This window comes from Thioclava electrotropha (assembly GCF_002085925.2).
Classification (GTDB): domain Bacteria; phylum Pseudomonadota; class Alphaproteobacteria; order Rhodobacterales; family Rhodobacteraceae; genus Thioclava; species Thioclava electrotropha.
The window spans coordinates 3,972,705-3,993,526 of the sequence record NZ_CP053562.1 but is presented as its reverse complement, the minus strand read 5'-3'; the positions used below and the strand labels follow the sequence as shown (position 1 = coordinate 3,993,526).

The 20,822-nt window shown below is 64.3% G+C and carries 20 protein-coding genes and 1 pseudogene; 14 read left to right on the top strand and 7 right to left on the bottom strand.

All coding sequences use genetic code 11. The features are described 5' to 3' along the window. Positions 1–29: 29 nt before the first annotated feature. From lspA to AKL02_RS19015, 4 genes and pseudogenes are all read right to left on the bottom strand, one after another. On the bottom strand, positions 30–509 hold the full coding sequence (gene lspA / locus AKL02_RS19030; protein WP_078600918.1) for a signal peptidase II: 480 nt from the start codon (positions 507–509) through the stop codon (positions 30–32). Between the two features lie 84 nt (positions 510–593). Next, positions 594–2,180: a bifunctional phosphoribosylaminoimidazolecarboxamide formyltransferase/IMP cyclohydrolase gene (gene purH / locus AKL02_RS19025; RefSeq protein ID WP_083078019.1), complete on the bottom strand. Its 1,587-nt coding sequence runs from the start codon at positions 2,178–2,180 to the stop codon at positions 594–596. Positions 2,181–2,244: 64 nt separating this feature from the next. Further along, positions 2,245–3,965: pseudogene (locus AKL02_RS21345) on the bottom strand (heparinase II/III family protein). A gap of 86 nt (positions 3,966–4,051) precedes the next feature. Further along, entirely contained in the window at positions 4,052–5,323 is a 1,272-nt protein-coding gene (locus tag AKL02_RS19015) for an RsmB/NOP family class I SAM-dependent RNA methyltransferase (protein ID WP_083078017.1), read from the bottom strand. Positions 5,324–5,403: 80 nt separating this feature from the next. Between AKL02_RS19015 and AKL02_RS19010 the strand changes: the two genes are divergently transcribed. After that, positions 5,404–5,589, top strand: coding sequence for a DUF1674 domain-containing protein (locus AKL02_RS19010; protein ID WP_083078016.1), 186 nt, complete (start codon positions 5,404–5,406; stop codon positions 5,587–5,589). 78 nt (positions 5,590–5,667) lie between these two features. Here AKL02_RS19010 and dapB read toward each other — a convergent pair whose 3' ends face one another. After that, the gene (dapB, locus tag AKL02_RS19005) at positions 5,668–6,477 is read right to left on the bottom strand and encodes a 4-hydroxy-tetrahydrodipicolinate reductase (RefSeq protein ID WP_083078015.1); all 810 of its coding nucleotides are present in this window, start codon (positions 6,475–6,477) and stop codon (positions 5,668–5,670) included. A gap of 97 nt (positions 6,478–6,574) precedes the next feature. On the opposite strand from dapB, the gene rbfA reads away from it, so the two are divergent. From rbfA to putP, 7 genes are all read left to right on the top strand, one after another. Continuing rightward, positions 6,575–7,006 (top strand): 30S ribosome-binding factor RbfA, encoded by a 432-nt coding sequence (gene rbfA / locus AKL02_RS19000; RefSeq protein ID WP_078521678.1) that lies wholly within the window; start codon positions 6,575–6,577, stop codon positions 7,004–7,006. Further along, positions 6,975–7,736 carry a phosphodiester glycosidase family protein gene (locus tag AKL02_RS18995; protein WP_408648102.1) on the top strand — a complete coding sequence of 254 codons (762 nt, stop codon included), beginning with the start codon at positions 6,975–6,977 and terminating at the stop codon, positions 7,734–7,736. Before rbfA ends, AKL02_RS18995 begins: the two co-directional genes overlap by 32 nt. Positions 7,737–7,788: 52 nt before the next feature. Beyond that, a complete protein-coding gene (gene truB, locus AKL02_RS18990) occupies positions 7,789–8,691 on the top strand; it encodes a tRNA pseudouridine(55) synthase TruB (RefSeq protein ID WP_083078014.1) in 903 nt (300 codons plus the stop codon). Between the two features lie 79 nt (positions 8,692–8,770). Further along, a complete protein-coding gene (locus AKL02_RS18985; protein WP_083078013.1) occupies positions 8,771–9,301 on the top strand; it encodes a DUF1643 domain-containing protein in 531 nt (176 codons plus the stop codon). An 87-nt stretch (positions 9,302–9,388) separates the two neighbouring features. Continuing rightward, the gene (locus AKL02_RS18980) at positions 9,389–10,414 is read left to right on the top strand and encodes a calcium-binding protein (RefSeq protein WP_078521513.1); all 1,026 of its coding nucleotides are present in this window, start codon (positions 9,389–9,391) and stop codon (positions 10,412–10,414) included. Between the two features lie 125 nt (positions 10,415–10,539). Continuing rightward, the gene (gene rpsO / locus AKL02_RS18975; RefSeq protein WP_075776826.1) at positions 10,540–10,809 is read left to right on the top strand and encodes a 30S ribosomal protein S15; all 270 of its coding nucleotides are present in this window, start codon (positions 10,540–10,542) and stop codon (positions 10,807–10,809) included. 254 nt (positions 10,810–11,063) lie between these two features. After that, the gene (putP, locus tag AKL02_RS18970) at positions 11,064–12,437 is read left to right on the top strand and encodes a sodium/proline symporter PutP (RefSeq protein WP_083078012.1); all 1,374 of its coding nucleotides are present in this window, start codon (positions 11,064–11,066) and stop codon (positions 12,435–12,437) included. 61 nt (positions 12,438–12,498) lie between these two features. Here putP and AKL02_RS18965 read toward each other — a convergent pair whose 3' ends face one another. Continuing rightward, complete coding sequence (locus AKL02_RS18965; protein WP_165756984.1) at positions 12,499–13,182, bottom strand: NYN domain-containing protein; 684 nt, start codon at positions 13,180–13,182, stop codon at positions 12,499–12,501. Positions 13,183–13,446: 264 nt separating this feature from the next. On the opposite strand from AKL02_RS18965, the gene pnp reads away from it, so the two are divergent. Beyond that, positions 13,447–15,591: a polyribonucleotide nucleotidyltransferase gene (pnp, locus tag AKL02_RS18960; RefSeq protein ID WP_083078010.1), complete on the top strand. Its 2,145-nt coding sequence runs from the start codon at positions 13,447–13,449 to the stop codon at positions 15,589–15,591. A 139-nt stretch (positions 15,592–15,730) separates the two neighbouring features. On the opposite strand, the gene AKL02_RS18955 is transcribed toward pnp, so the two are convergent. Continuing rightward, positions 15,731–16,384, bottom strand: coding sequence for a peroxiredoxin (locus tag AKL02_RS18955; protein ID WP_078521505.1), 654 nt, complete (start codon positions 16,382–16,384; stop codon positions 15,731–15,733). Between the two features lie 179 nt (positions 16,385–16,563). Between AKL02_RS18955 and AKL02_RS18950 the strand changes: the two genes are divergently transcribed. The 5 genes from AKL02_RS18950 (at position 16,564) to AKL02_RS18930 (ending at position 20,817) form a co-directional block, all read left to right on the top strand. After that, positions 16,564–18,000, top strand: a complete 1,437-nt coding sequence (locus AKL02_RS18950) for an aldehyde dehydrogenase family protein (protein WP_078521503.1) — start codon at positions 16,564–16,566, stop codon at positions 17,998–18,000. A gap of 127 nt (positions 18,001–18,127) precedes the next feature. Further along, on the top strand, positions 18,128–18,916 hold the full coding sequence (locus AKL02_RS18945) for an exodeoxyribonuclease III (protein WP_083078095.1): 789 nt from the start codon (positions 18,128–18,130) through the stop codon (positions 18,914–18,916). A 96-nt stretch (positions 18,917–19,012) separates the two neighbouring features. Further along, complete coding sequence (locus AKL02_RS18940) at positions 19,013–19,930, top strand: thioredoxin family protein (RefSeq protein WP_078542529.1); 918 nt, start codon at positions 19,013–19,015, stop codon at positions 19,928–19,930. Positions 19,931–19,957: 27 nt separating this feature from the next. Further along, complete coding sequence (locus AKL02_RS18935) at positions 19,958–20,596, top strand: LON peptidase substrate-binding domain-containing protein (protein ID WP_078571183.1); 639 nt, start codon at positions 19,958–19,960, stop codon at positions 20,594–20,596. Continuing rightward, on the top strand, positions 20,593–20,817 hold the full coding sequence (locus tag AKL02_RS18930; RefSeq protein ID WP_078521497.1) for a Trm112 family protein: 225 nt from the start codon (positions 20,593–20,595) through the stop codon (positions 20,815–20,817). Before AKL02_RS18935 ends, AKL02_RS18930 begins: the two co-directional genes overlap by 4 nt. Positions 20,818–20,822: the final 5 nt, after the last annotated feature.

Sequence of the window (20,822 nt, the reverse complement as noted above, 5' to 3'; positions counted from 1 at the left end):
TTGGAGCGTCGTCACCTGCGAAAAACAGGCTAGCCGTCGTTGGCGCGATGGTCCTTGCCGGTGAACAGCACCAGACCGACCGCGCCGAGGAAAATCGCCACATCGGCGACGTTGAAAGAATAGGGGTTCTGCCAACCCGGCAGCGACATGTTCAGAAAGTCCGCCACCGCGCCATAGACGAGCCTGTCGACCACGTTGCCAAGCGCACCGCCGACCAGCAGCCCTGCCGAGATATTCACCCGCGCCGAATGCGGCTCACGCGCGATCCAGGCCCAGACCCAGAGCGAAATCACAAGCGCCACGATAATCAGTACCCAGCGCATCCAGTCGGTTTCGCCGGAGAACAGGCCGAAATTCACGCCGCGATTCCATGCCATGCGAAAGTTGAGATAGGGCGGCACCACGTCGATCGCGCCGCGCTGATCGAGATGCATCCCCTGCACGACGATATATTTCGACACTTGGTCGAGGAGCAGGACGCCCGCTGTCACTTTCGCTGCTAGCCGCATCTGGCCCTCGTTTGTTTCTCGTCACGTCTTCATGCCAGAAGGCGCAGCCCGGTATCTACCGGGCTACGCAAAGATACCGGCAGATCAGTGGCGGAAATGGCGCATTCCGGTGAAGACCATCGCGAGCCCGCGCTCGTTCGCCGCGTCGATCACTTCCTGATCGCGCATCGAGCCGCCGGGCTGGATGATCGCGGTGGCGCCGGCCTCAGCCGCGGTGATCAGACCGTCTGCGAAGGGGAAGAAGGCGTCGGACGCCACGACCGATCCCTTGGTGGGCGTCTCGGTCAGGCCAGCGGCTTCCATCATGTCTTCAGCCTTGCGCGCCGCGATCCGGGTCGAGTCGACACGGCTCATCTGGCCCGCGCCCACGCCGACGGTCGCGCCGTCCTTGACGTAGATGATCGCGTTCGACTTGACGTGTTTCGCGACTTTCCACGCGAATAGCAGGTCTTTGAGTTCCTGCTCGGAGGGCTGGCGCTCGGTCACGACTTTCAGATCGTCCAGCGTGATCACGCCATTGTCCTTGTCCTGCACGAGGAAGCCGCCCGCGACCTGACGATAGGTCGTGATCGGTGCGGTGATATCGGGCAGGCCGCCGGTTTCCAGCAGGCGCACGTTCTTCTTCTTCGCGATGACCTCTTTCGCGGCGTCGTCGACCGAGGGTGCGATGATGACTTCCGAAAAGATCTTGGTGATCTCTTCGGCGGTGGCCGCGTCCAGCGTCTGGTTCAGCGCGATGATGCCGCCGAAAGCCGAGGTGCGATCACAGTCGAAGGCGCGCTTATAGGCCTCGATCACGGTCTTGCCGGTCGCAACGCCGCAGGGGTTGGCGTGCTTGATGATCGCGACGGCGGGTTTCTCGGTGCCGAATTCCGAGACCAGCTCATAGGCGGCATCGGTGTCGTTGATGTTATTGTAGCTCAGCTCCTTGCCCTGAAGCTGCTTGGCGGTCGCGACGCCGGGGCGGTTCGTGCCGTCGAGATAGAAGGCAGCCTGCTGGTGCGGGTTCTCGCCGTAGCGCAGGGTCTGCGCGAGCGTGCCTGCGAAGGCACGGCGGCGCGGGGTCTGCTCGCCGATCGCGCCTGCCATCCAGGTCGAGACGGCGGCGTCATAGGCCGCAGTGCGCGCATAGGCGATCTGGGCGAGGCGCTGGCGGAACGGGTAGGAGGTAGCGCCGTCATTCGCGTCGAGCTCTTCCAGAACGGCGGCGTAATCCTCGACATCCACGACGGTCGAGACAAAGGCATGGTTCTTCGCTGCAGCCCGGATCATCGCCGGGCCACCGATATCGATATTCTCGATGCAGGTGTCGTAATCGGCGCCCTTCGCGACCGTTTCCTCGAACGGGTAGAGGTTCACCACCAGCAGATCGATCGCCTCGATCTGATGCGCTTCCATCGCGGCGAGGTGTTCTTCGTTGTCGCGCAGTGCCAGCAGGCCGCCATGCACTTTCGGATGCAGCGTCTTGACGCGACCGTCCATCATCTCCGGGAAGCCCGTCAGATCGGCGACGTCACGCACGCTGAGGCCAGCTTCGCGCAGGGTCTTGGCGGTGCCGCCGGTCGAGAGAAGTTCGACGCCGCGCGCGGCAAGCGCCTGGGCGAAGTCGACCAGTCCGGTCTTGTCGGAAACGGAAATCAGCGCACGGGTCAGGGGGATCGGGCGGGTCACGGGCAGCTCCTCGCAAGGCTCAGGTCAGGGGCGCCCAGGGCCATCCTCGGGATCTGCCCCAAGGTCAGGGCGCGTCGATGGCCGTGGAGTTATCGCGTGCTTGCGAAAAGGTCCAGCCAATCTGGCAAGCCCGGTCCAGAACCTTGCTGGAAAGCACGATCTGTTGCGCAGGACGCGGGCGAATGCGCCCTTTTTCGAGGTAAACCGAGGGTTCCAGCGCCAGATCGGCGACCCCGTCATGGCGGAAAATCCAGATTTCCCGGTGCGCAGCGCGACCGAGACGGCGGTGCCGCCCAGATCGAGCGCCGCGTCGCAATCGGGATGCAGGTGGAAGCGGATGTCGAAGGGAATGCCGCGCAGACCTTCACGCTCGAATATCTGGTCGAACCGGTCGATGTCGTCAGGGGTCATCGCGCCGAGCGTGTCGCGGCCGCGCAATTCGCGCCCGTCGACGGACAGGTCCAGCTCGCGGATATGCGACATGCCATGGGTCTCGGCATAGCCGTCATGGCCGAAGATCATCCCGGTCTCCGACAGATCGTCGGGCTTGAACCAGACGGTTTTCGGCGTCTTGTCGAGATAGGCGCGCGGGGCCCGTCCGAAGAGACGCTCGGGGCCGAGGCGGGACGAGGAATAGCCTCGGATCGAGAGGGTCGAATGGCTGGCGGTGGCGCGGCCTGCGCGGTGCCAGTCCGAGCCGAATTGCGCACCCGACCCGCAATTGACGATCAGCGGGCGACGTCCCGAGGTCAGCTCGAAGGCCAGCGTCGAGGCATGGGCATTGGCCGAGGCCTCGCCCTGCGGCGGTCGCGCCGCGTCGATGATCAGCGAGCCGCGCCCGCCCTGCATCCGCACGAAGCCCATCGCGATCGGCTCGCGCCGGACGCTGCGGATACCGGTCGCCGAAAGCGCCGTGTCGAGCCGCCCTTCGGGTCCGCGCCCGCCACCGTGAAACCGCGCGAGCGCCCCATCGGAATGGCGCAGCGCGCGCAGGGTGGGGGCGATCCGCGCGATCGCGTCGAGGATCGGACCGGGCGGCGTGCGTCCTGCCGTCTGCAACGCCTCCGCTGCCCAGTTCAACAGCGTCAGAATTTCCAGCAGTTCCTCGGGGTTTCGGGTCGCGATCCCGCCCTCGGCGTCGATCTCCGCCGCGCAATCGCGCGACAGGGCCTCCAGCGCGGGGTCGGCATGGCGCTCCATTCCGGTCAGCGCGAGCCCCGCATAGACAAGCCCGGTCAGCGCCTCAAACCGCGGCAGCCCGCAGGCCGCGCCCGCCCAGCGTTTCGACAGGAAGATCGTCTGTTGGCCGAGCGCGCGGAAGAAGCGATCAGCATCCTCGCGCTCGCGTCCGTTCAGCAGCAGGATTGCATGGTTGATCCAGCGGATCAGGCGGCGGCCTGTCAGGTCCGGCGTCCAGCCCGGACCGCTGCCGTCGCCGAAGCGGTCGATCCAGCCGAAGACCCAGTCCTGTGCGCGCAGGCGCGCCTCGCGGGTGCCCAGCGCCGCGAGATCGTCGAGCCAGCCGCAGCCTTGCAGCGCATCCTCGAAAGCCGGGCCGGGGATCGGCAGATCCCAGATGTTGACCCCCGGACCTTCGATCAGAGAGCCCGCAAACAGGAAGTTGCCCTGCACGAGTTGCCGCCCCTTGGCGTAAGAGCCGATCGTGCGCGGCTCGGGCTGGCTGACGAATCCGGTCGCCGTCTGCGCACGGCCTGCGCGCGCAGCAGCAAGGCGGTTCAGCGCCGTGCCGAATTTTGCCGATGATCGGGGTCTGTCCTTACCCATTCCGTAGCCGCTTGCATGCCCTTCTGTCGGGGAATGCGGTCACGTTACTGGGAGGCAGGCGCGCTGTCACCGCCTCGGCGGTCGGTTCACGCAGAGCGTTGCAGTCGCGCCATGTAGAACCCGTCCATCCCCCCGAGATCAGGCCAGAAATCGGGCCGCAGCCGCAGCCCGCCCTCTTCGGTGATCCAGTCCGGCGCGATGCCGGGCAGGTCGGGACGGATCACGGTCAGGTCCAGATGCCGTGTAAGCGCCGCCTTGATCTGCGCCTCGCCCTCTTCGGGCAGAAGCGAGCAGGTCGCATAAACCAGCGTGCCGCCGGGTTTGAGCCATTGCAGCGCGCGGTCCAGAAGCTGTTCCTGCAGCGCGAAGAGCGGCTTGATCGAGGCGCCGTCCTTGATGAAGGGCAGGTCGGGATGGCGGCGGATCGTGCCGGTGGCCGAACAGGGCGCATCGAGCAGGATCGCATCGAAGGGCACGTCAGGCTCCCATTCGAGCGCGTCGGCGGCGACGATCTCGGCCTCCATCTGCGTCCGGTCGAGGTTTTCCCCGAGCCGCTCAAGCCGCGCCTCGGAAATATCGAGGGCGGTCACATCGGCGCCCATCGCGGCGAGTTGCAGCGTCTTGCCGCCGGGGGCTGCACACAGGTCGAGCACGCGCGCGCCAGATGCCGGGGCCAGCAGCTTCGCGGGCAGCGCGGCGGCAGCATCCTGCACCCACCAGGCGCCGTCTTCGAACCCGGCCAGCTCGGACACTTTGCCCGGATCGGTCAGCCGCAGCGAGCCCGTCGGCAGAAGCGTCGCGCCCAGCGTCCCGGCCCAGCCCGCGGCATCGTCCTTTACGCTCAGATCGAGCGGCGCGCCCGCCAGATGCGCAACCTCCATCGCCTGCGCGGCCTTCTTGCCGAAGGACGACATGACGCGCCCGCGCAGCCAGCCCGGCATTTCCGGCGCAGGCGTCGCGGCCCATTTTTCGCTCTCCTCGGAGACCTTGCGCAGCACGGCATTCACCAGCCCCGAGAAGCTTTGCAGCTTCGGCCCGGCCGATTTCACCAGCGTCACGGCCGCATCGACCACGCCATGCGGCGCTTGCTTTTCTTCCAGCAGCTCGACCGTGGCCAGCCGCAGGATCGCCATCACATCCGTTGGCGTGCGGCGACGCAGATGCGGTTTGATGATGCGGTCGGCGCGGCCCAGATGGCGCAGCGTCGTCGTCGCGAGGCGCTGGGCGCGGGCGCGTTGTGACGGCTCCAGCCCGTCGAGCGCCTCCGCGCCGATCTGTTCGGCGAGGCTTTCGCGATCCTCGAGAACGCCCACGATCAGGCCAAGGGCTGCGCGACGCGCGGGGTCGGGTCTGGACATGGGCTGCGGCTTCCTGGCTTGTTGCGGCTTAAGCACGGGCCTATATCATGCCCCGATCCACAGACAAGAAAGGACGCGCCATGTCCGATCAGCCAGAAGAGACCCGCGACCTGCCGCCCGCCGCGATCCGCGCGCTCGCCGAAGCCGAGGAGCGCCGCAAGACTGCGCAGGCGGCAGAACTGCCGACCGAGCTTGGTGGTCGCGACGGACCCGAGCCCGTGCGCTACGGCGATTGGGAGAAGAAGGGCCTCGCGATCGACTTCTGATCGCGGCGCGGTCTCAGAGGCCGGGGGCGCTGCCCCCGGACCCCCGGGATATTCGAACCAAGAGGAAGAGGGCGCCTTTTAGAGCCCCAGCACGTCCAGCATGTCGTACTCGCCGGGGCGCTTGTCCTGACCCCAGAGCGCGGCCTTGAGCGCGCCGCGCGCGAAGATGGCGCGATCGGTGGCGACATGGCGCAGGATGATCCGCTCGCCCATGCCGGCAAACAGCACGTCATGCTCGCCCACGATATCGCCGCCGCGAATGGCCGAGAAACCGATCGCGCCATGCTTGCGCGCCCCGGTGATGCCGTCGCGGCCCGACTCGCGATTGTCGTCGAGCGAAATGCCACGGCCTTCCGCCGCCGCCTCGCCCAGCATCAGCGCGGTGCCCGAGGGCGCATCGACCTTCTTGTTGTGATGCGCCTCGATCACCTCGATATCCCAATCGGCATCGAGCGCGGCTGCGACTTTCTTCGTCAGCTGCGTGAGCAGGTTCACCCCGAGGCTCATATTCCCCGCCCGCACGATTACGGCATGGCGCGCGCACGGCTTGAGCGCCGTGATGTCGTCCTCGTCCATGCCGGTCGTGCCGATCACATGGGTCAGGCGTGCCTGCGCCGCGATCTTGGCGAATTCGCGGGTGGCGGCAGGCGCGGTGAAGTCGATCACGGCCTGCGCGCCGGAAAACGCCTCGAGCGGATCGTCGGTCACGATCACGCCGTTCGGCGCGCCGCCCATCGCCTCGCCCAGATCCTTGCCGACCCAGTCATGGCCCGTGCGTTCGACGGCGCCCACAAGGCGCGCCTTGTCGCTCTCGCTCACGGTGCGGATCAGCATCTGGCCCATCCGGCCCGACGCTCCGGTGATCACGATGCCCGGCAGGTCGCTCATGTCTTTCTCCTTCACGGTTTCGCGCTATCTAGCTTGCACAGGCGGACTTGGCAAAGCCCCCGTTGCGCAAAACCCGCAGACGCCCTATGTGAGCGCCATGGCAAAGAACCGTTTCTCCTCGGGCGATGGCCCTTCGCAACGTCAGCTTCGCATGGGCGAGTTGATCCGGCGCACGCTGTCGGACCTCCTGATGCGCGGCGATGTGCATGATCCCGACCTCAACCGCGTCTCGGTGACGGTGGGCGAGGTGCGCTGCTCTCCCGACCTTAAAGTCGCGACCGCCTATGTGACGCCCTTGGGCGGCGAAGGTGGCAAAGAGCTGATCGCGGCGCTTGCGCGCAACAAGGGCGAGCTGCGCCGCTTGCTCGGCAAGGAAATGACCGCGAAATACAGCCCCGATCTGCGCTTCCGGCTGGACGAGACCTATGACCGTCTCGATGAGACGCGTCGGATATTCTCGGACGAGACGGTGCAGCGCGATATCGCTGCGCGCGACGATGACGAAGACGATGAAGACGATCGCGACTAACGCTGCGGCGCTGATGCTGCTGGCCACGCCTGCGCTGGCCGACGTACCCTGCGCAGATCGCAGCTTCGATGGAACGACCTACACGGTCTGCGAAGCCAAGCTCGGGCAGGACCTGAAGCTGTTCCTCGACGATCCCGACGGCAATCTGATCGGCACGCCCGAGCGGCTCTCGGAAGTCGTGCCCAAGGGTGACCGTGTCGTCTTCGCGATGAATGCGGGGATGTACCATCCCGATCGCAGGCCTGTGGGTCTGTTCATCGAGAACGGCAAAGAGCTGCATTCGATCGTCACCTCGGAAGGGCCGGGCAATTTCGGCCTTCTGCCCAACGGGGTCTTCTGCATCGGAGACAGGTTCTCGGTGACGGAATCGCGCGCCTTCGCCGCCGATCCGAAGGACTGCACCTATGCGACGCAATCGGGGCCGATGCTGGTGATCGACGGCGCGCTGCATCCGAAATTTCTCGCCGATGGCACGTCGAAGAATATCCGCAACGGGGTGGGGGTCTCGGCCGATGGCAAGATCGCCTATTTCGCGATCTCCGACGCGCCGGTGAGCTTTCACGAATTCGGCCGTTTCTTCCGCGACGGGATGCAGGTGCCCAACGCGCTTTATCTCGACGGCAAGATTTCGCGGCTGACCGTGCCTGGTCAGGGGCGCGAGGATATGGGCCTGCCGATGGGGCCGATCGTCGCGCTGATCGCGCCCGCCGCCCCCACCGCTGGAGATTGACGGCTCGCGCAGCTTGGGCTAGCAGGCGCACCCTGTCGAATATGGAGGCCTCATGGCACGCAAGAAGGGTCGCGACATTTCCGGCTGGCTGATCGTGGACAAGCCCGCGGACATCACCTCAACCTCGGTGGTGAACAAGGTGCGCTGGGCGCTGGGCGCCAAGAAGGCGGGCCATGCGGGCACGCTCGACCCGGCGGCGACCGGGGTTCTGGCGGTCGCGCTGGGCGAGGCCACCAAGACGGTGCCGTTCATCACCGATGCGCTGAAATGCTACCGGTTTCAGGTGCGGCTGGGCGCTGCGACCAAGACCGACGATGCCGAGGGCGATGTGATCGAGACCTCCGATCTGCGCCCCACGGACGAAGAAATCGCCGCCGCGCTGCCTAGCTTCGTGGGTGATATCGAACAGGTGCCGCCGCAGTTTTCCGCCGTGAAGGTCGATGGCGAGCGCGCCTATGCGCTGGCCCGTGCGGGCGAGGAAATGGAACTGGCCGCGCGGCCTCTCTACGTCGAAAGCCTCGTGATGCTGGGCCGTCCCGATGCCGACACCGTCGAGCTGGAGCTGGTCTGCGGCAAGGGCGGCTATGTGCGCTCCATCGCGCGCGATCTGGGTCAGAAGCTCGGCTGTCTCGGCCACGTCCTCTGGCTGCGCCGCGAATGGTCGGGGCCCTTCGAGGCGAGCGACGGGATCACGCTGGAAGAGATCGAAGAGCTGGCGAAGACGCCCGAGCTCGACGAAAAATTGTTGCCCGTGGAGTTGGGCCTTGATGATCTGCCGCAGCTCAAGGCTACGCCCGAGGGCGCGGTGCGGCTGAAGAACGGCAATCCGGGGATGGTGCTGCCGGGCGAGGCCGAATGGGGCGAGGAAGTCTGGGTCAGCCATGACGGCAAGCCGCTTGCCGTCGGTATCTATAAATCCGGCGAGGTCCATCCGAGCCGCGTCTTCAACCTTTGACGCGCCCCTTCCCCTTGGTCCAAATATCCCCGCCGGAGGCATCCGCCCTCTGTCACGCACATTACGGTTAGGACGAGAGATGATCACCCGCGAGCATATCAAAGGCGACGCCCCCTCCATCGCGGTCTATTCGGATTGCGAGAATTACCGCTATCTGCTCACGCGGGTCTGGGATGACAGCAAGCCGCGGGCGCTGTTCATCATGCTCAACCCCTCGACCGCGACCGAGGTGCAGAACGACCCGACCGTGGAGCGCTGCGAGCGCCGCGCGCGGGCGCTGGGCTTCGGGGCGTTCCGGGTGACCAATATCTTCGCCTATCGCGCGACCGATCCGAAGGTGATGCGGGCGCAGCCGGACCCGGTCGGGCCGGAGAACGATGCGGCGATCCGCGAGAGCCTCGACTGGGCGGGCGGCCCCGAGGACCGGATCATCTGCGCCTGGGGCGCGCATGGCGCGCATCTGTCGCGGGGCGCTGCGGTGGAGGGCCTACTTCGCGAAAGCGGTCGGGCGCTGCATCACCTCGGCCTGACCAAGGCGGGCGCGCCGAAACATCCGCTCTATATCGCCTATGAGCATCAGCCCGAGCTGTGGTTCACCCCCGAAGGCTGAGCGCGCCGTTAAGCATTTAACGCTTGTTTTCTAGGGTATCCGCGCCGGCAACGGTAGATTTCTCGCATCTTCACGGGGGTGAGAGAGATGTTGTTTCTGTCGGGTTTTCTGGGCCTGCTGATGGCGGGCGCCACGGCGGGTCTCATGGTGGTATCCTCCGAACCCGAGGAGGAGACGCCGCCGGACGATCTCGAGACCGCTGATGCCGAGGTTGGCGAGGTCTCTCTGCTGGCCGAGGTCAGCGCCGGAGAAATCGCACCCGCGCCGGTCTCGCCGTCCGAGCCGGGACCGGGGGATGACATCACTTGGGGCGATACCTCCGACGATGCGATCGCTGGTGAGGCGGGCGACGATCAGATCAATGGCTATGATGGCGATGACAGCCTCTGGGGCGGGGACGGCGACGACCAGCTCCTCGGGGCGTCCGGGAAAGATACGCTCTGGGGCGACGCGGGGGCCGACACGCTGACCGGCGGCGACGGCGAGGATGAACTCGTCGGCGGCACGGAGGCGGATTTCCTCTCGGGCGGGTTCGGCGCGGACCGGCTCTTTGGCGAGGCCGGGGAGGACACGCTGATCGGCGGCGCGGGCGATGATATGCTCGCGGGCGGTGCCGGCGATGATACGCTGATCGGGGCGGATGGCTCGGATACGTTGACCGGCGATGCCGGGCGCGACGAGTTGAACGGCGACGCCGGGAACGATCTGCTGATCGGCGTCACAACGGAGACGGGCGATGCGGGGGCGGCCGATGCCGATACGCTCAATGGCGGGGCAGGGGAGGACGTGCTGCTAGGCGGCTCGGGCGATTGGCTGCATGGCGGCGAAGAGGGCGACAGTTTCGCGCTGGGCGATTGGATCGATCCGGACGCCCCTGCGACAATCGCAGATTACACGGTCGGGCAGGATCGGTTGGCGGTCATCTACGATCCGCAGGGCACCGCCACGCCGCAGATCAGTATCGAGCCTTCCGAGGCGCATCCCGATGCGGCGTGGATCCTGCTCGACGGCATCCGGCTGGCCGAGGTGCTGGACGCGGCGGGGCTGAGCGCGCAGGACGTGGCGCTGCTCACGCCTGCGCAATTCGCGGCGCAGCAGGCCATAGCGCTTTGAAATAAGGCTTTTCAACAAGACGATTCGCGTCTATACGCGCGCATCTGTTCCGAAAGGGGCAGTCTATGGACCTTGCTGGACGACATCCCGGCTTGCGCCCGAACCCTCAATGTAAGGAGATCCCGATGTCGATCACTGTCGAAGACAAGAACGCGCTTATCAAGGAATACGGCACCAAAGAAGGTGACACCGGTTCCCCCGAAGTTCAGGTCGCAGTTCTGACCAAGCGCATCGCGAACCTGACCGAGCACTTCAAAGAGCACAAGAAAGACAACCACTCGCGTCGTGGTCTTCTGATGCTCGTCGCGCAGCGCCGCAAGCTGCTCGACTACCTGAAGGCGAAAGACGTCGCACGTTACCAGTCGCTGATCGAGCGTCTCGGCCTGCGCCGCTAATCCGCCTCGGATTGGAATTCGAAACGCCCGTGCCTTTGGTGCGGGCGTTTTCATTTGCACTATTCCGACTGAATTGCGAAAATTGGCAACAACAGTCCTTCTGCCTGCAAATTTAAAAACTTTTGGGTAAATGATCTTCCCACCAAAAAACTTTGGTCGGTTCGACTTCTTGTCCTCCTGTATCGTCCGCTCCAAACGGGAAAACGCAAGCATCTGCCCTACCTTGCAGGTGCGTTAACAGGGAGGATTGAGATATGCAGATCGGAGTCTGGATCAGCTTGGCACTGTATTTCGTGCTGATGCTGGCCATCGGGGTCTATGCGTGGCGCAAGTCCACGTCGAGCTCCGAGGAATATATGCTGGGCGGGCGTAACCTGCCGCCCGCGGTGGCCGCCCTGTCGGCAGGCGCATCGGACATGTCGGGCTGGCTGCTTCTGGGCCTGCCGGGCGCGCTCTTCGTGTCGGGCCTGACCCAAAGCTGGATCGGCATCGGCCTTTTCGTCGGCGCTTTCGTGAACTGGATCGTCGTGGCGCCGCGCCTGCGCGAGCAGACCGAGCGCTATGACAACGCGCTGACCATCCCCGGCTTCCTCGCCAATCGCTTCCCGAGCCACGCGACCTTGCTGCGGATGGTTTCGGCGGTGATCATCGTGGTGTTCTTCGCGGTCTACACCGCGTCGGGCCTCGTCGGCGGTGGCAAGCTCTTCGCCAGCGCCTTCGGTGGCAGCTACATGACCGGCGTGATCCTGACGCTGGGTGTCGTGCTGGTCTACACCGTGATCGGCGGCTTCCTCGCGGTGTCGCTCACCGATTTCGTGCAGGGCTGCATCATGATGCTCGCGCTCGTCATCATGCCGATCGTGATCCTCACGACCGGTCAGGGCGACGGCGTGGACGCGGCTGCGAGCCGGTTGACCGATATCGACCCGAATTTCCTCTCGATGACGAACGGGCTGACCTTCGCGGGCTGGCTCTCGGCGGTCGCCTGGGGTCTGGGCTATTTCGGCCAGCCGCATATCATCGTGCGCTTCATGGCCGTGCGCTCGGTTGCCGATGTGCCGAAAGCACGGAATATCGGTATGGGCTGGATGGCGATCTCGCTGATCGGCGCTATCTCGGTCGGTATCTTCGGCCGCGCCTATGCGCAGCGTAACGGGCTCGACGTGCAGGATCCGGAGACGATCTTCATCATCCTGTCGAACCTGCTGTTCCATCCGCTGGTGACCGGCTTCCTCTATGCTGCGCTTCTGGCAGCGATCATGTCGACCGTGTCGAGCCAGCTTCTGGTGTCGTCCTCGTCGCTGACCGAAGACTTCTACAAGATCGTCTTCAACAAGGACGCGTCGGACCGCACGCTGGTGAATGTCGGCCGTCTCGCGGTGCTGGCTGTGGGGATCGCTGCGATCATCATCGCGTCGAACCCCGACAGCAAAGTGCTAGGCCTCGTGTCGAACGCATGGGCCGGGTTCGGGGCCGCCTTCGGTCCGCTGACCGTGATCGTCTGGATTTCGCTGGGCTGGGGCTCGTTCCTCTACGAGATCATCCCGGGCTTCATCGCGGCCTTCATCGCCATCGTGGTGGTGAGCCTCGCGTCCGAAGACAGAGGCGAGTTCCGCCCGATCGAGTGATCGAAGAGCTTACGCGCATCATTGCGCCCGTCCCGAAAGGGGCGGGCGTTTTGCATTCTGGCTATTTCGCTGCGGCGGAAAGTTGAGAAAATCCATTAGGACGGCATCGCACGCGTGCCTTGGGCCCCTTTGGTTCAAGCGCGAAGAGGTTCGGACGGTTCGAAAAATAGGGGCGCCACTTTTTATCTGGCAAGTTCCCGATCAAGACCCCGTGGTCTTTCTTCATGATCGTGGCCAGTTCCGCGAGAGGCACTCCAGCGCCGTCCTTGCTGTGTGCCTCGATCGCTGCGCGAATTTTTTCATCGAGACTGGCAGATTTCTTGACTACTGGCGGTCGTGCCGGAGCTGCGGTCGTTTTTGACTTCAGCAGATGAAACACTGAACAGCTTTCACGAAATGCCTTCGGCGCTTTCTCCTGTCCGACGCCGTGCACTTCCATCCCTTTTTCCCTGAGCCTGGTCGCGAGGTGGGTGAAGTCACCATCGGAGCTTGCGATGACGAACCGTTCGGCGCGTCGTTCCAAAGCGAGCTCGAGTGCGTCGAGGGCGAGCAACACGTCTCCTGCGTTCTTGCCGCTTCCGGAATGCACCAGCCGGATCGAAGGGCTGTCGCCCCACGATCTAATCTGCGCGACATCACCGTAGGCACGCCGGATGAAAGCGCCTGGCGCGAACTTGAGGATCTGGGAAGCAAAAGTGGCGGAGATATTCTCGCCATCGATGAAAAGGGCAGTGGGTTTGCTCATGGGGTCACAATAATCAATGTTAATAACTACAGGCCGACGATGGCGTGCCAATCTGGCTAGAATTGGGCGTTGGCCGTTTCTTTCCCTAAGGACTCTTCGCTTCCCAAACCCCTTCATTTCCTGTATTGGCAGGCCCATCTGAGACGTGACGCCTCGAGCCCCCGGGCGCGTGCAACAGGATAAGGGGGCGGCGGCAATGGGGCCGCCATTCAAATCGGGAGACACGGGATACGCCCGTGAGAGCTCCCAGACAGGATACGCTGAATGTTCAATGTTGTGAAAAAATCCATCCAGTGGGGCGAAGAAGAGCTCACTCTGGAAACCGGCAAGGTTGCCCGTCAGGCTGACGGTTCGGTCATCGCCACTCTGGGCGAAACCTCCGTCATGGCCAACGTGACCTTTGCCAAGGAACCGAAGCCGGGCCAGGACTTCTTCCCGCTCACGGTTCATTACCAAGAGAAATACTATGCCGCCGGTAAAGTGCCGGGCGGCTTCTTCAAGCGCGAGGCTCGTCCGTCCGAAAAAGAGACGCTCACCTCGCGCCTGATCGACCGCCCGTGCCGTCCGCTCTTCGTGGAAGGCTTCAAGCACGAAGTGCTCGTGATGTGCACCGTGCTGTCGCATGACCTCGTCAACGAGCCCGATATCGTCGCGATGATCGCCGCTTCGGCCGCGCTGACGATCTCGGGCGTGCCGTTCATGGGCCCGATCGCCGCTGCGCGCGTCGGCTTCTCGGATGGCGAATACGTTCTGAACCCCGAAGTCGACGACATGCAGAAGCTGCGGGAGAACCCCGAGCAGCGTCTGGACCTCGTCGTCGCGGGCACCAAGGACGCCGTGATGATGGTGGAATCGGAAGCTTACGAGCTGTCCGAAGCCGAGATGCTGGGTGCGGTCAAGTTCGGCCATGACGCGATGCAGCCGGTGATCGACATGATCATCGACCTCGCCGAAGCCGCCGCGAAAGAGCCCTTCGACTTCAAAGCGCCCGACTACTCGGCGATGCTCGAGACCGTCAAAGGTCTGGGCGAAGAGAAGATGCGTGCCGCTTACGCGATCTCGGACAAGCAAGAGCGCGTGGCCGCGGTCAACGCCGCCAAGGAAGAGATCAAGTCGAAGCTCACCGAAGAGCAGCTCGAAGATCCGACGCTGGGCACCGCGATGAAGAAGCTGGAATCGGCTGTTCTGCGTGGTGACGTCGTGAAGAACGGTCGCCGCATCGACGGTCGTGCGCTGGACGAGGTTCGCCCGATCGTGGCGGAAACCGGTCTGCTGCCGCGCACCCACGGCTCGTCGCTGTTCACCCGCGGTGAGACGCAGGCGCTGGTCGTGACCACGCTGGGCACCGGCGACGATGAGCAGATCATCGATGCGCTGCACGGCAACTCGCGCTCGAACTTCCTGCTGCACTACAACTTCCCGCCCTACTCGGTCGGCGAAGTGGGCCGCGTCGGTTCGCCCGGTCGTCGTGAGATCGGCCACGGCAAGCTCGCGTGGCGCGCGCTGCAGGCGGTTCTCCCGGCTGCGACCGACTTCCCCTACACGATCCGTCTCGTCTCCGAGATCACCGAGTCCAACGGCTCGTCCTCGATGGCGTCGGTCTGCGGTGGCTCGCTGGCAATGATGGATGCGGGCGTTCCGCTGAAATCGGCCGTGGCGGGTGTCGCGATGGGTCTGGTGCTCGAAGAGGATGGCTCCTGGGCCGTTCTGACCGACATCCTTGGCGACGAGGATCACCTCGGCGACATGGACTTCAAGGTCGCAGGCACCGAAGAGGGCATCACCTCGCTGCAGATGGACATCAAGGTCGCCGGCATCACCGCCGAGATCATGGAGAAAGCTCTGGAGCAGGCACGCGCTGGCCGCATGCACATCCTCGGCGAGATGAACAAGGCGCTCTCCGCGGGCCGCACGGAATTCTCCGCCCACGCTCCGCGCATCGAGACGATGACCGTTCCCACCGACAAGATCCGTGAAGTGATCGGTTCGGGCGGCAAGGTCATCCGCGAGATCGTGGAAGTGTCGGGTGCCAAGGTCGACATCAATGACGACGGCGTGATCAAGATTGCTTCGGCCAATGCCGAGGCCATCAAGAAAGCGCATGACATGATCCACGCCATCGTGGCTGAGCCCGAAGAGGGTCAGATCTACACCGGCAAGGTCGTGAAGCTCGTCGATTTCGGCGCCTTCGTGAACTTCTTTGGCAAGCGTGACGGTCTCGTCCACGTGTCCCAGATCGCCAACAAGCGCCTGAACCACCCGAGCGATCTGCTCAAGGAAGGTCAGGAAGTGAAGGTGAAACTTCTGGGCTTCGACGATCGCGGCAAGGTGCGCCTTGGCATGAAGATGGTCGATCAGGAAACCGGCGAAGAAATCGCGCCGGAAAAGCGTGAAGAGAAAGCCGACTGATCGGTTTGATCCGCTGGAAGATTGAGAAAGGCCCCGGAGCGATCCGGGGCCTTTTGCTTTTCGCGCGCCGGCTGGGTGGCGCGGATATGAAAAAGCCCCGGACGCTGCCGGGGCTCTCTCGTAAGCGGGTAAGCTGGGCTCAGCCCTGCGACTTGACGGTGCGCAGGTAGGGCAGTTTGACGTCGACTTCGCCGAACTTCTCTTTCGCCTCGTCGGTCGAGACCGACAGCGCGACGATCACGTCCTGACCCGGCACCCAGTTCGCGGGGGTCGCGAAGGGCTTGCCGTCGGTCGCCTGAACGGCGTCGAGCGCGCGGATGATTTCGGCGAAGTTGCGGCCGACCGACATCGGGTAGGACATGGTCAGGCGGACTTTCTTGTCCGGGCCGATGATGAAGACGGTGCGCACGGAGGCCGAATCCGCGGCGGTGCGGCCGTCGGGCATGTAGGCATCGGCGGGGAGCATGTCATACAGCTTCGACACGTTCAGCGAGGTGTCGTCGATGATCGGGAAGTTCGCGGGCGCGCCGGCGACCTGCTCGATGTCCGATTTCCACTTCACGTGCTCTTCGACGCTATCGACCGAAACGCCCATGACCTTGGTGTTGCGCTTCTCGAACTCGGGGGCGAGTTGAGCAACTGCGCCGAACTCGGTGGTGCAAACCGGGGTGAAGTCTTTCGGGTGCGAGAACAGGATGGCGTAGCTGTCGCCGATCCAGTCGTGGAACTTGATCTCGCCAGCGGTCGAGTCAGCGGTGAAATCGGGAGCGGTGTCATTGATACGCAGGCCCATGAAAAACCTCCTGTGTTTGCGTAAAATCACGTCTTTCCGGGATATAAGCCCTCGCCGGGGCCCATTCCAGCCAGTTTAGAACCTTTTTAAACTCGGAGCCTGCGACCTTTCGTCAGGCCTTGCGCAGGACGGGGAGTGGTGAAACGCTCGCGCGCGACATCTGTGTGCCGGAGGCTGAAATGATCGAGAAGCGGAATTTCTACATCAATGGGGAATGGGTCGCGCCCAAGGCGGCGCGCGAGTACGAGGTGATCGACCCGTCCACTGAGGATCCCTGCGCGGTGATCTCGCTTGGCGATAAGGCCGACACGGATGCGGCGGTCGCTGCGGCAAAGGCGGCGTTGCCCGGCTGGAAGGCGACGGACCCGGCAGAGCGGATCGCGGCGGTCGAGCGGATCGCCAAGGTCTATGCCGAGCGCGCCGAGGACATGGCGCAGGCGATGAGCCTCGAGATGGGCGCGCCGATCGATCTGGCGCGCAAGAACCAGTGGGGCGCGGGGGCCTATCACATCAAGAACTTCATCGACGCGGCGAAAGCCTTCGACTGGGTGCATCCGCTGGGCGACGGCACGCCGGGCGCGATGATCGCCTATGAACCCGTCGGCGTCGTCGGGCTGATCACGCCGTGGAACTGGCCGATGAACCAGGTGACGCTGAAGGTGATCCCGGCGATCCTCGCGGGCTGCACGATGGTGCTGAAACCGTCCGAGGAAGCGCCGCTCTCCTCGCTGCTGTTTGCGGAAATCCTCGACGCGGCGGGTCTGCCCAAGGGCGTGTTCAACCTTGTGAATGGCGATGGCGTTGGCGTCGGCACGCAGCTTTCGACCCATCCGGACGTCGAGATGATTTCCTTCACCGGCTCGACCCGGGCTGGCAAGGCCATCTCGAAGGCGGCGGCCGATACGCTCAAGCGGGTGACGCTGGAGCTGGGCGGCAAAGGCGCCAACCTGATCTTCGCCGATGCGGATGAGGATGCGGTGGCGCGCGGCGTAAAGCACTGCTTCCAGAACTCGGGCCAAAGCTGCAACGCGCCGACGCGGATGCTGGTCGAGCGGTCGGCCTATGACAAGGCCGTGGAAATCGCGCGCCAGACCGCAGAGGCCACGCAGGTGGCCAGCCCGCGCGAGGAGGGCAAACATATCGGCCCGGTCGTGAACAAGGCGCAGTTCGACAAGATTCAGGGCCTGATCGAGACCGGCATCGCGGAGGGCGCGAAGCTCGTCGCGGGTGGTCCCGGACGGCCCGAGCATCTCAATCGCGGCTTCTATGTCCGTCCGACGGTCTTTGCCGATTGCGATCCCTCGATGACGATCATGAACGAGGAAATCTTCGGCCCCGTCCTGTCGATCATGCCCTTCGACAGCGAGGAGCAGGCAATCGAGGTGGCCAATGCCACGCCTTACGGTCTGACCAATTACCTGCAATCGGGCGATGGCGCGCGGCGCAACCGTCTGGCGCGGCAGCTGCGCTCGGGGATGGTCGAGATGAACGGTCAGGACCGTGGCGCAGGCGCGCCGTTCGGCGGCGTGGGTTCCTCTGGCCGGGCGCGCGAGGGTGGCCGCTGGGGCATCGAGGAATTCTGCGACGTGAAGTCGATCTCGGGCTGGGCTGAGTAAGGGGCGCTGCCCCTCTTGGCCTATCGGCCAATTCACCCCGGGATATTTCTGCCAAGAGGAACAGGGGCGGTTGCGAAAGCGGCCGCCCTTCGACATGATCGCGCGGCTTTTGGAACGGGAGAATGAGATGAGCTTCACGCTGGCGACCTGGAACATCAACTCGGTGCGGCTGCGCGAGGGGCTTGTGCGCAAGCTGATGGAGGAAGAGGCGCCCGACGTGCTCTGCCTGCAGGAATGCAAGAGCCCGGTCGAGAAGATCCCGCTCGAGGGGTTCAAGGCACTGGGCTACACCCACATGGTTGCGCGCGGCCAGAAGGGCTATAACGGCGTCGCGATCTTCTCGAAAATCCCGATGGAAGAGAACAGCGCCCATGATTTCGCCGATCTCGGCCATGCACGCCATGTCGCCGGGACGCTCGAGAACGGGGTGACCATCCACAACTTCTATGTCCCCGCGGGCGGCGACGTGCCGGATCGCGAGGTGAACGAGAAGTTTGGGCAGAAGCTCGATTACCTCACCCAGATGCGCGATCACTTCGCCGCGGAAGGTCCGAAGAAATCAATCCTCGTGGGCGACCTAAACATCGCGCCGCGCGAGGATGACGTCTGGAGCCACAAGCAGCTTCTGAAGATCGTCAGCCACACGCCGATCGAGGTCGAGCATCTGCACGACACGATGGAAGCGGGCAAATGGGTGGACATCACCCGGCAGGACATTCCCGAGGGGCTTTTGTATTCGTGGTGGTCCTATCGGGCGCGCGACTGGGATGCCGCCGACAAGGGGCGCAGGCTCGATCACATCTGGGCGACGCCGGATATTTCGAACGCGGCCCATGGCAGTCGTGTGCTGCGGGCTGCGCGCGGTTGGGAGAAGCCCTCCGATCACGCGCCGGTTTTCGCGACCTTCGATCTGTAATCGCTTGCGGCAGCGCGCCGCGGTCAAACGGGTTTGCGTTCGGCCCATCCGAGGCCATATAGGAAAGCAAATCCTCCGCAATTTCGGGAGACGGACATGCTGGAACTGGGTGGCGGCGCCAAGGCCGCAGGCAAGAGCGACTACGTCAAGGACGTGACCGAAGCCAACTTCATGGCCGAGGTGATCGAGAAATCGCAGACCGTGCCGGTCATCGTCGATTTCTGGGCGCCGTGGTGCGGCCCGTGCAAGCAGCTCGGCCCGGCGCTGGAAGCCGAGGTCGAAGCCGCGAAAGGCGCGGTCGTGATGGCCAAAGTCAATGTCGACGAAAACCAGATGATCGCGGGTCAGATGCGCGTGCAGTCGATCCCGACCGTCTATGCCTTCTGGCAGGGCCAGCCGATCGATGGTTTCCAGGGCGCGCTGCCGCCTTCCGAGATCAAGAGCTTCGTGGCCAAGCTGATCGAAGCGTCCGGCGGTGAGACCGGCAACGGTCTGGGCGATGCGGTCGAGGCGGCGGAAGCCATGCTGGCCGAGGGCGCGGCGGAAGACGCGGCGGAGACCTTCGCAGCGATCCTCGAAGAAGATGGCGAGCTGGCGGAGGCCCATGGCGGCCTGATCCGCGCGCGCATCGCGCTGGACCAACTGGACGCGGCAGGCGCGGCTTTGGCCGCCGTGCCCCCGAAGCTGTCCGACAGCGCCCCGGTCGAGGCCGCGCGTGCGCAGCTCGATCTGGCGAAGCAGGCGCAATCGGCGGGTCCGCTCGACGATCTGAAGGGCAAGGTCGAGGCCAATCCCGACGATCATCAGGCGCGCTTCGACTATGCGCAGGCGCTTTATGCGGCCGGCAATGCCGAGGAAGCCGTGGACCAGCTGCTCGAGTTGTTCCGCCGCGATCGCGAATGGGACAACGAGGCCGCGAAGACGCAGCTTTTCACCATTTTCGACGCGCTCAAGCCGAACGATCCGATCGTGGCGAAAGGCCGCCGTCGTCTGTCGTCGATGATATTTGCCTGAGGGCATGGGCGCGCTAGTTTCATCCGCATGATGAAGAAAGGCGACTTGCCCGAAATCCTTCCGCTTTTTCCGCTGCCCGGTGCGCTGCTGCTGCCCCGGGCGCGGCTTCCGCTGCATATCTTCGAGCCGCGCTATCTGCAGATGATCGAAGATTGCATGAAGACCAAGTCTCGGCTGATCGGGATGATCCAGCCGATCAAGGGGCCGGAGGGGCAAAACCACCTCAACGCGATCGGCTGCGCGGGCCGTCTGACCGGGTTCTCTGAGACCGAGGACGGGCGCTACATGATCACCCTGTCGGGGATCTCGCGCTATCGCATCGTGAAACAGATCGAGGGCTTCACCCCCTATATTCGCGCCGAGGTCAGCTGGGCCGGGTTCGAGCGGGATCTTGGTGCGGCCGAGCATGACAACGGCTTCGACCGCGACGAGTTTCTCGACCTGCTGGCGAAGTTTTTCCATGCGCAGGGGCTGGATACCGATTGGGAAACCTTGAAAGATGCCGATGACGAGTTGCTGATCAACTCGCTCGGGATGCTGTTGCCGCTGGAGCCGGAGGATAAGCAGGCGCTGCTGGAGGCGCCCTGTCTGGCCACCCGGCGCGAGACCTTGGTGACCCTGATCGAATATGCGCTGCATGGCGGCGGAGAGGAGCGGTTGCAATGAGCGACGAGACTGAGAGCGCACCGGCGCCCGAGACGGCCCGCGAGAAGCCGCTGTTCGACCGGCACATGCTGGAGGCGCTCGTCTGCCCGCTGACCCATGCGGTGCTGAAATACGATGCCGAGAAGCAGGAGCTGGTTTCGCAGCCCGCGAAGCTAGCCTTCCCGATCCGGGGCGGGATTCCGATCCTGCTGGCAGACGAGGCCCGCCGGATCGACGAGTAAGGCGC

Bases quoted from the DNA above. Each gene is read 5' to 3' on its own strand.
- lspA (WP_078600918.1), bottom strand. From the start codon at position 509: ATGCGGCTAGCAGCGAAAGTGACAGCGGGCGTCCTGCTCCTCGACCAA.
- AKL02_RS19015 (WP_083078017.1), bottom strand. From the start codon at position 5,323: ATGTCCAGACCCGACCCCGCGCGTCGCGCAGCCCTTGGCCTGATCGTG.
- AKL02_RS19010 (WP_083078016.1), top strand. From the start codon at position 5,404: ATGTCCGATCAGCCAGAAGAGACCCGCGACCTGCCGCCCGCCGCGATC.
- dapB (WP_083078015.1), bottom strand. From the start codon at position 6,477: ATGAGCGACCTGCCGGGCATCGTGATCACCGGAGCGTCGGGCCGGATG.
- rbfA (WP_078521678.1), top strand. From the start codon at position 6,575: ATGGCAAAGAACCGTTTCTCCTCGGGCGATGGCCCTTCGCAACGTCAG.
- AKL02_RS18995 (WP_408648102.1), top strand. From the start codon at position 6,975: ATGACGAAGACGATGAAGACGATCGCGACTAACGCTGCGGCGCTGATG.
- truB (WP_083078014.1), top strand. From the start codon at position 7,789: ATGGCACGCAAGAAGGGTCGCGACATTTCCGGCTGGCTGATCGTGGAC.
- AKL02_RS18985 (WP_083078013.1), top strand. From the start codon at position 8,771: ATGATCACCCGCGAGCATATCAAAGGCGACGCCCCCTCCATCGCGGTC.
- AKL02_RS18980 (WP_078521513.1), top strand. From the start codon at position 9,389: ATGTTGTTTCTGTCGGGTTTTCTGGGCCTGCTGATGGCGGGCGCCACG.
- rpsO (WP_075776826.1), top strand. From the start codon at position 10,540: ATGTCGATCACTGTCGAAGACAAGAACGCGCTTATCAAGGAATACGGC.
- putP (WP_083078012.1), top strand. From the start codon at position 11,064: ATGCAGATCGGAGTCTGGATCAGCTTGGCACTGTATTTCGTGCTGATG.
- AKL02_RS18965 (WP_165756984.1), bottom strand. From the start codon at position 13,182: ATGAGCAAACCCACTGCCCTTTTCATCGATGGCGAGAATATCTCCGCC.
- pnp (WP_083078010.1), top strand. From the start codon at position 13,447: ATGTTCAATGTTGTGAAAAAATCCATCCAGTGGGGCGAAGAAGAGCTC.
- AKL02_RS18955 (WP_078521505.1), bottom strand. From the start codon at position 16,384: ATGGGCCTGCGTATCAATGACACCGCTCCCGATTTCACCGCTGACTCG.
- AKL02_RS18950 (WP_078521503.1), top strand. From the start codon at position 16,564: ATGATCGAGAAGCGGAATTTCTACATCAATGGGGAATGGGTCGCGCCC.
- AKL02_RS18945 (WP_083078095.1), top strand. From the start codon at position 18,128: ATGAGCTTCACGCTGGCGACCTGGAACATCAACTCGGTGCGGCTGCGC.
- AKL02_RS18940 (WP_078542529.1), top strand. From the start codon at position 19,013: ATGCTGGAACTGGGTGGCGGCGCCAAGGCCGCAGGCAAGAGCGACTAC.
- AKL02_RS18935 (WP_078571183.1), top strand. From the start codon at position 19,958: ATGATGAAGAAAGGCGACTTGCCCGAAATCCTTCCGCTTTTTCCGCTG.
- AKL02_RS18930 (WP_078521497.1), top strand. From the start codon at position 20,593: ATGAGCGACGAGACTGAGAGCGCACCGGCGCCCGAGACGGCCCGCGAG.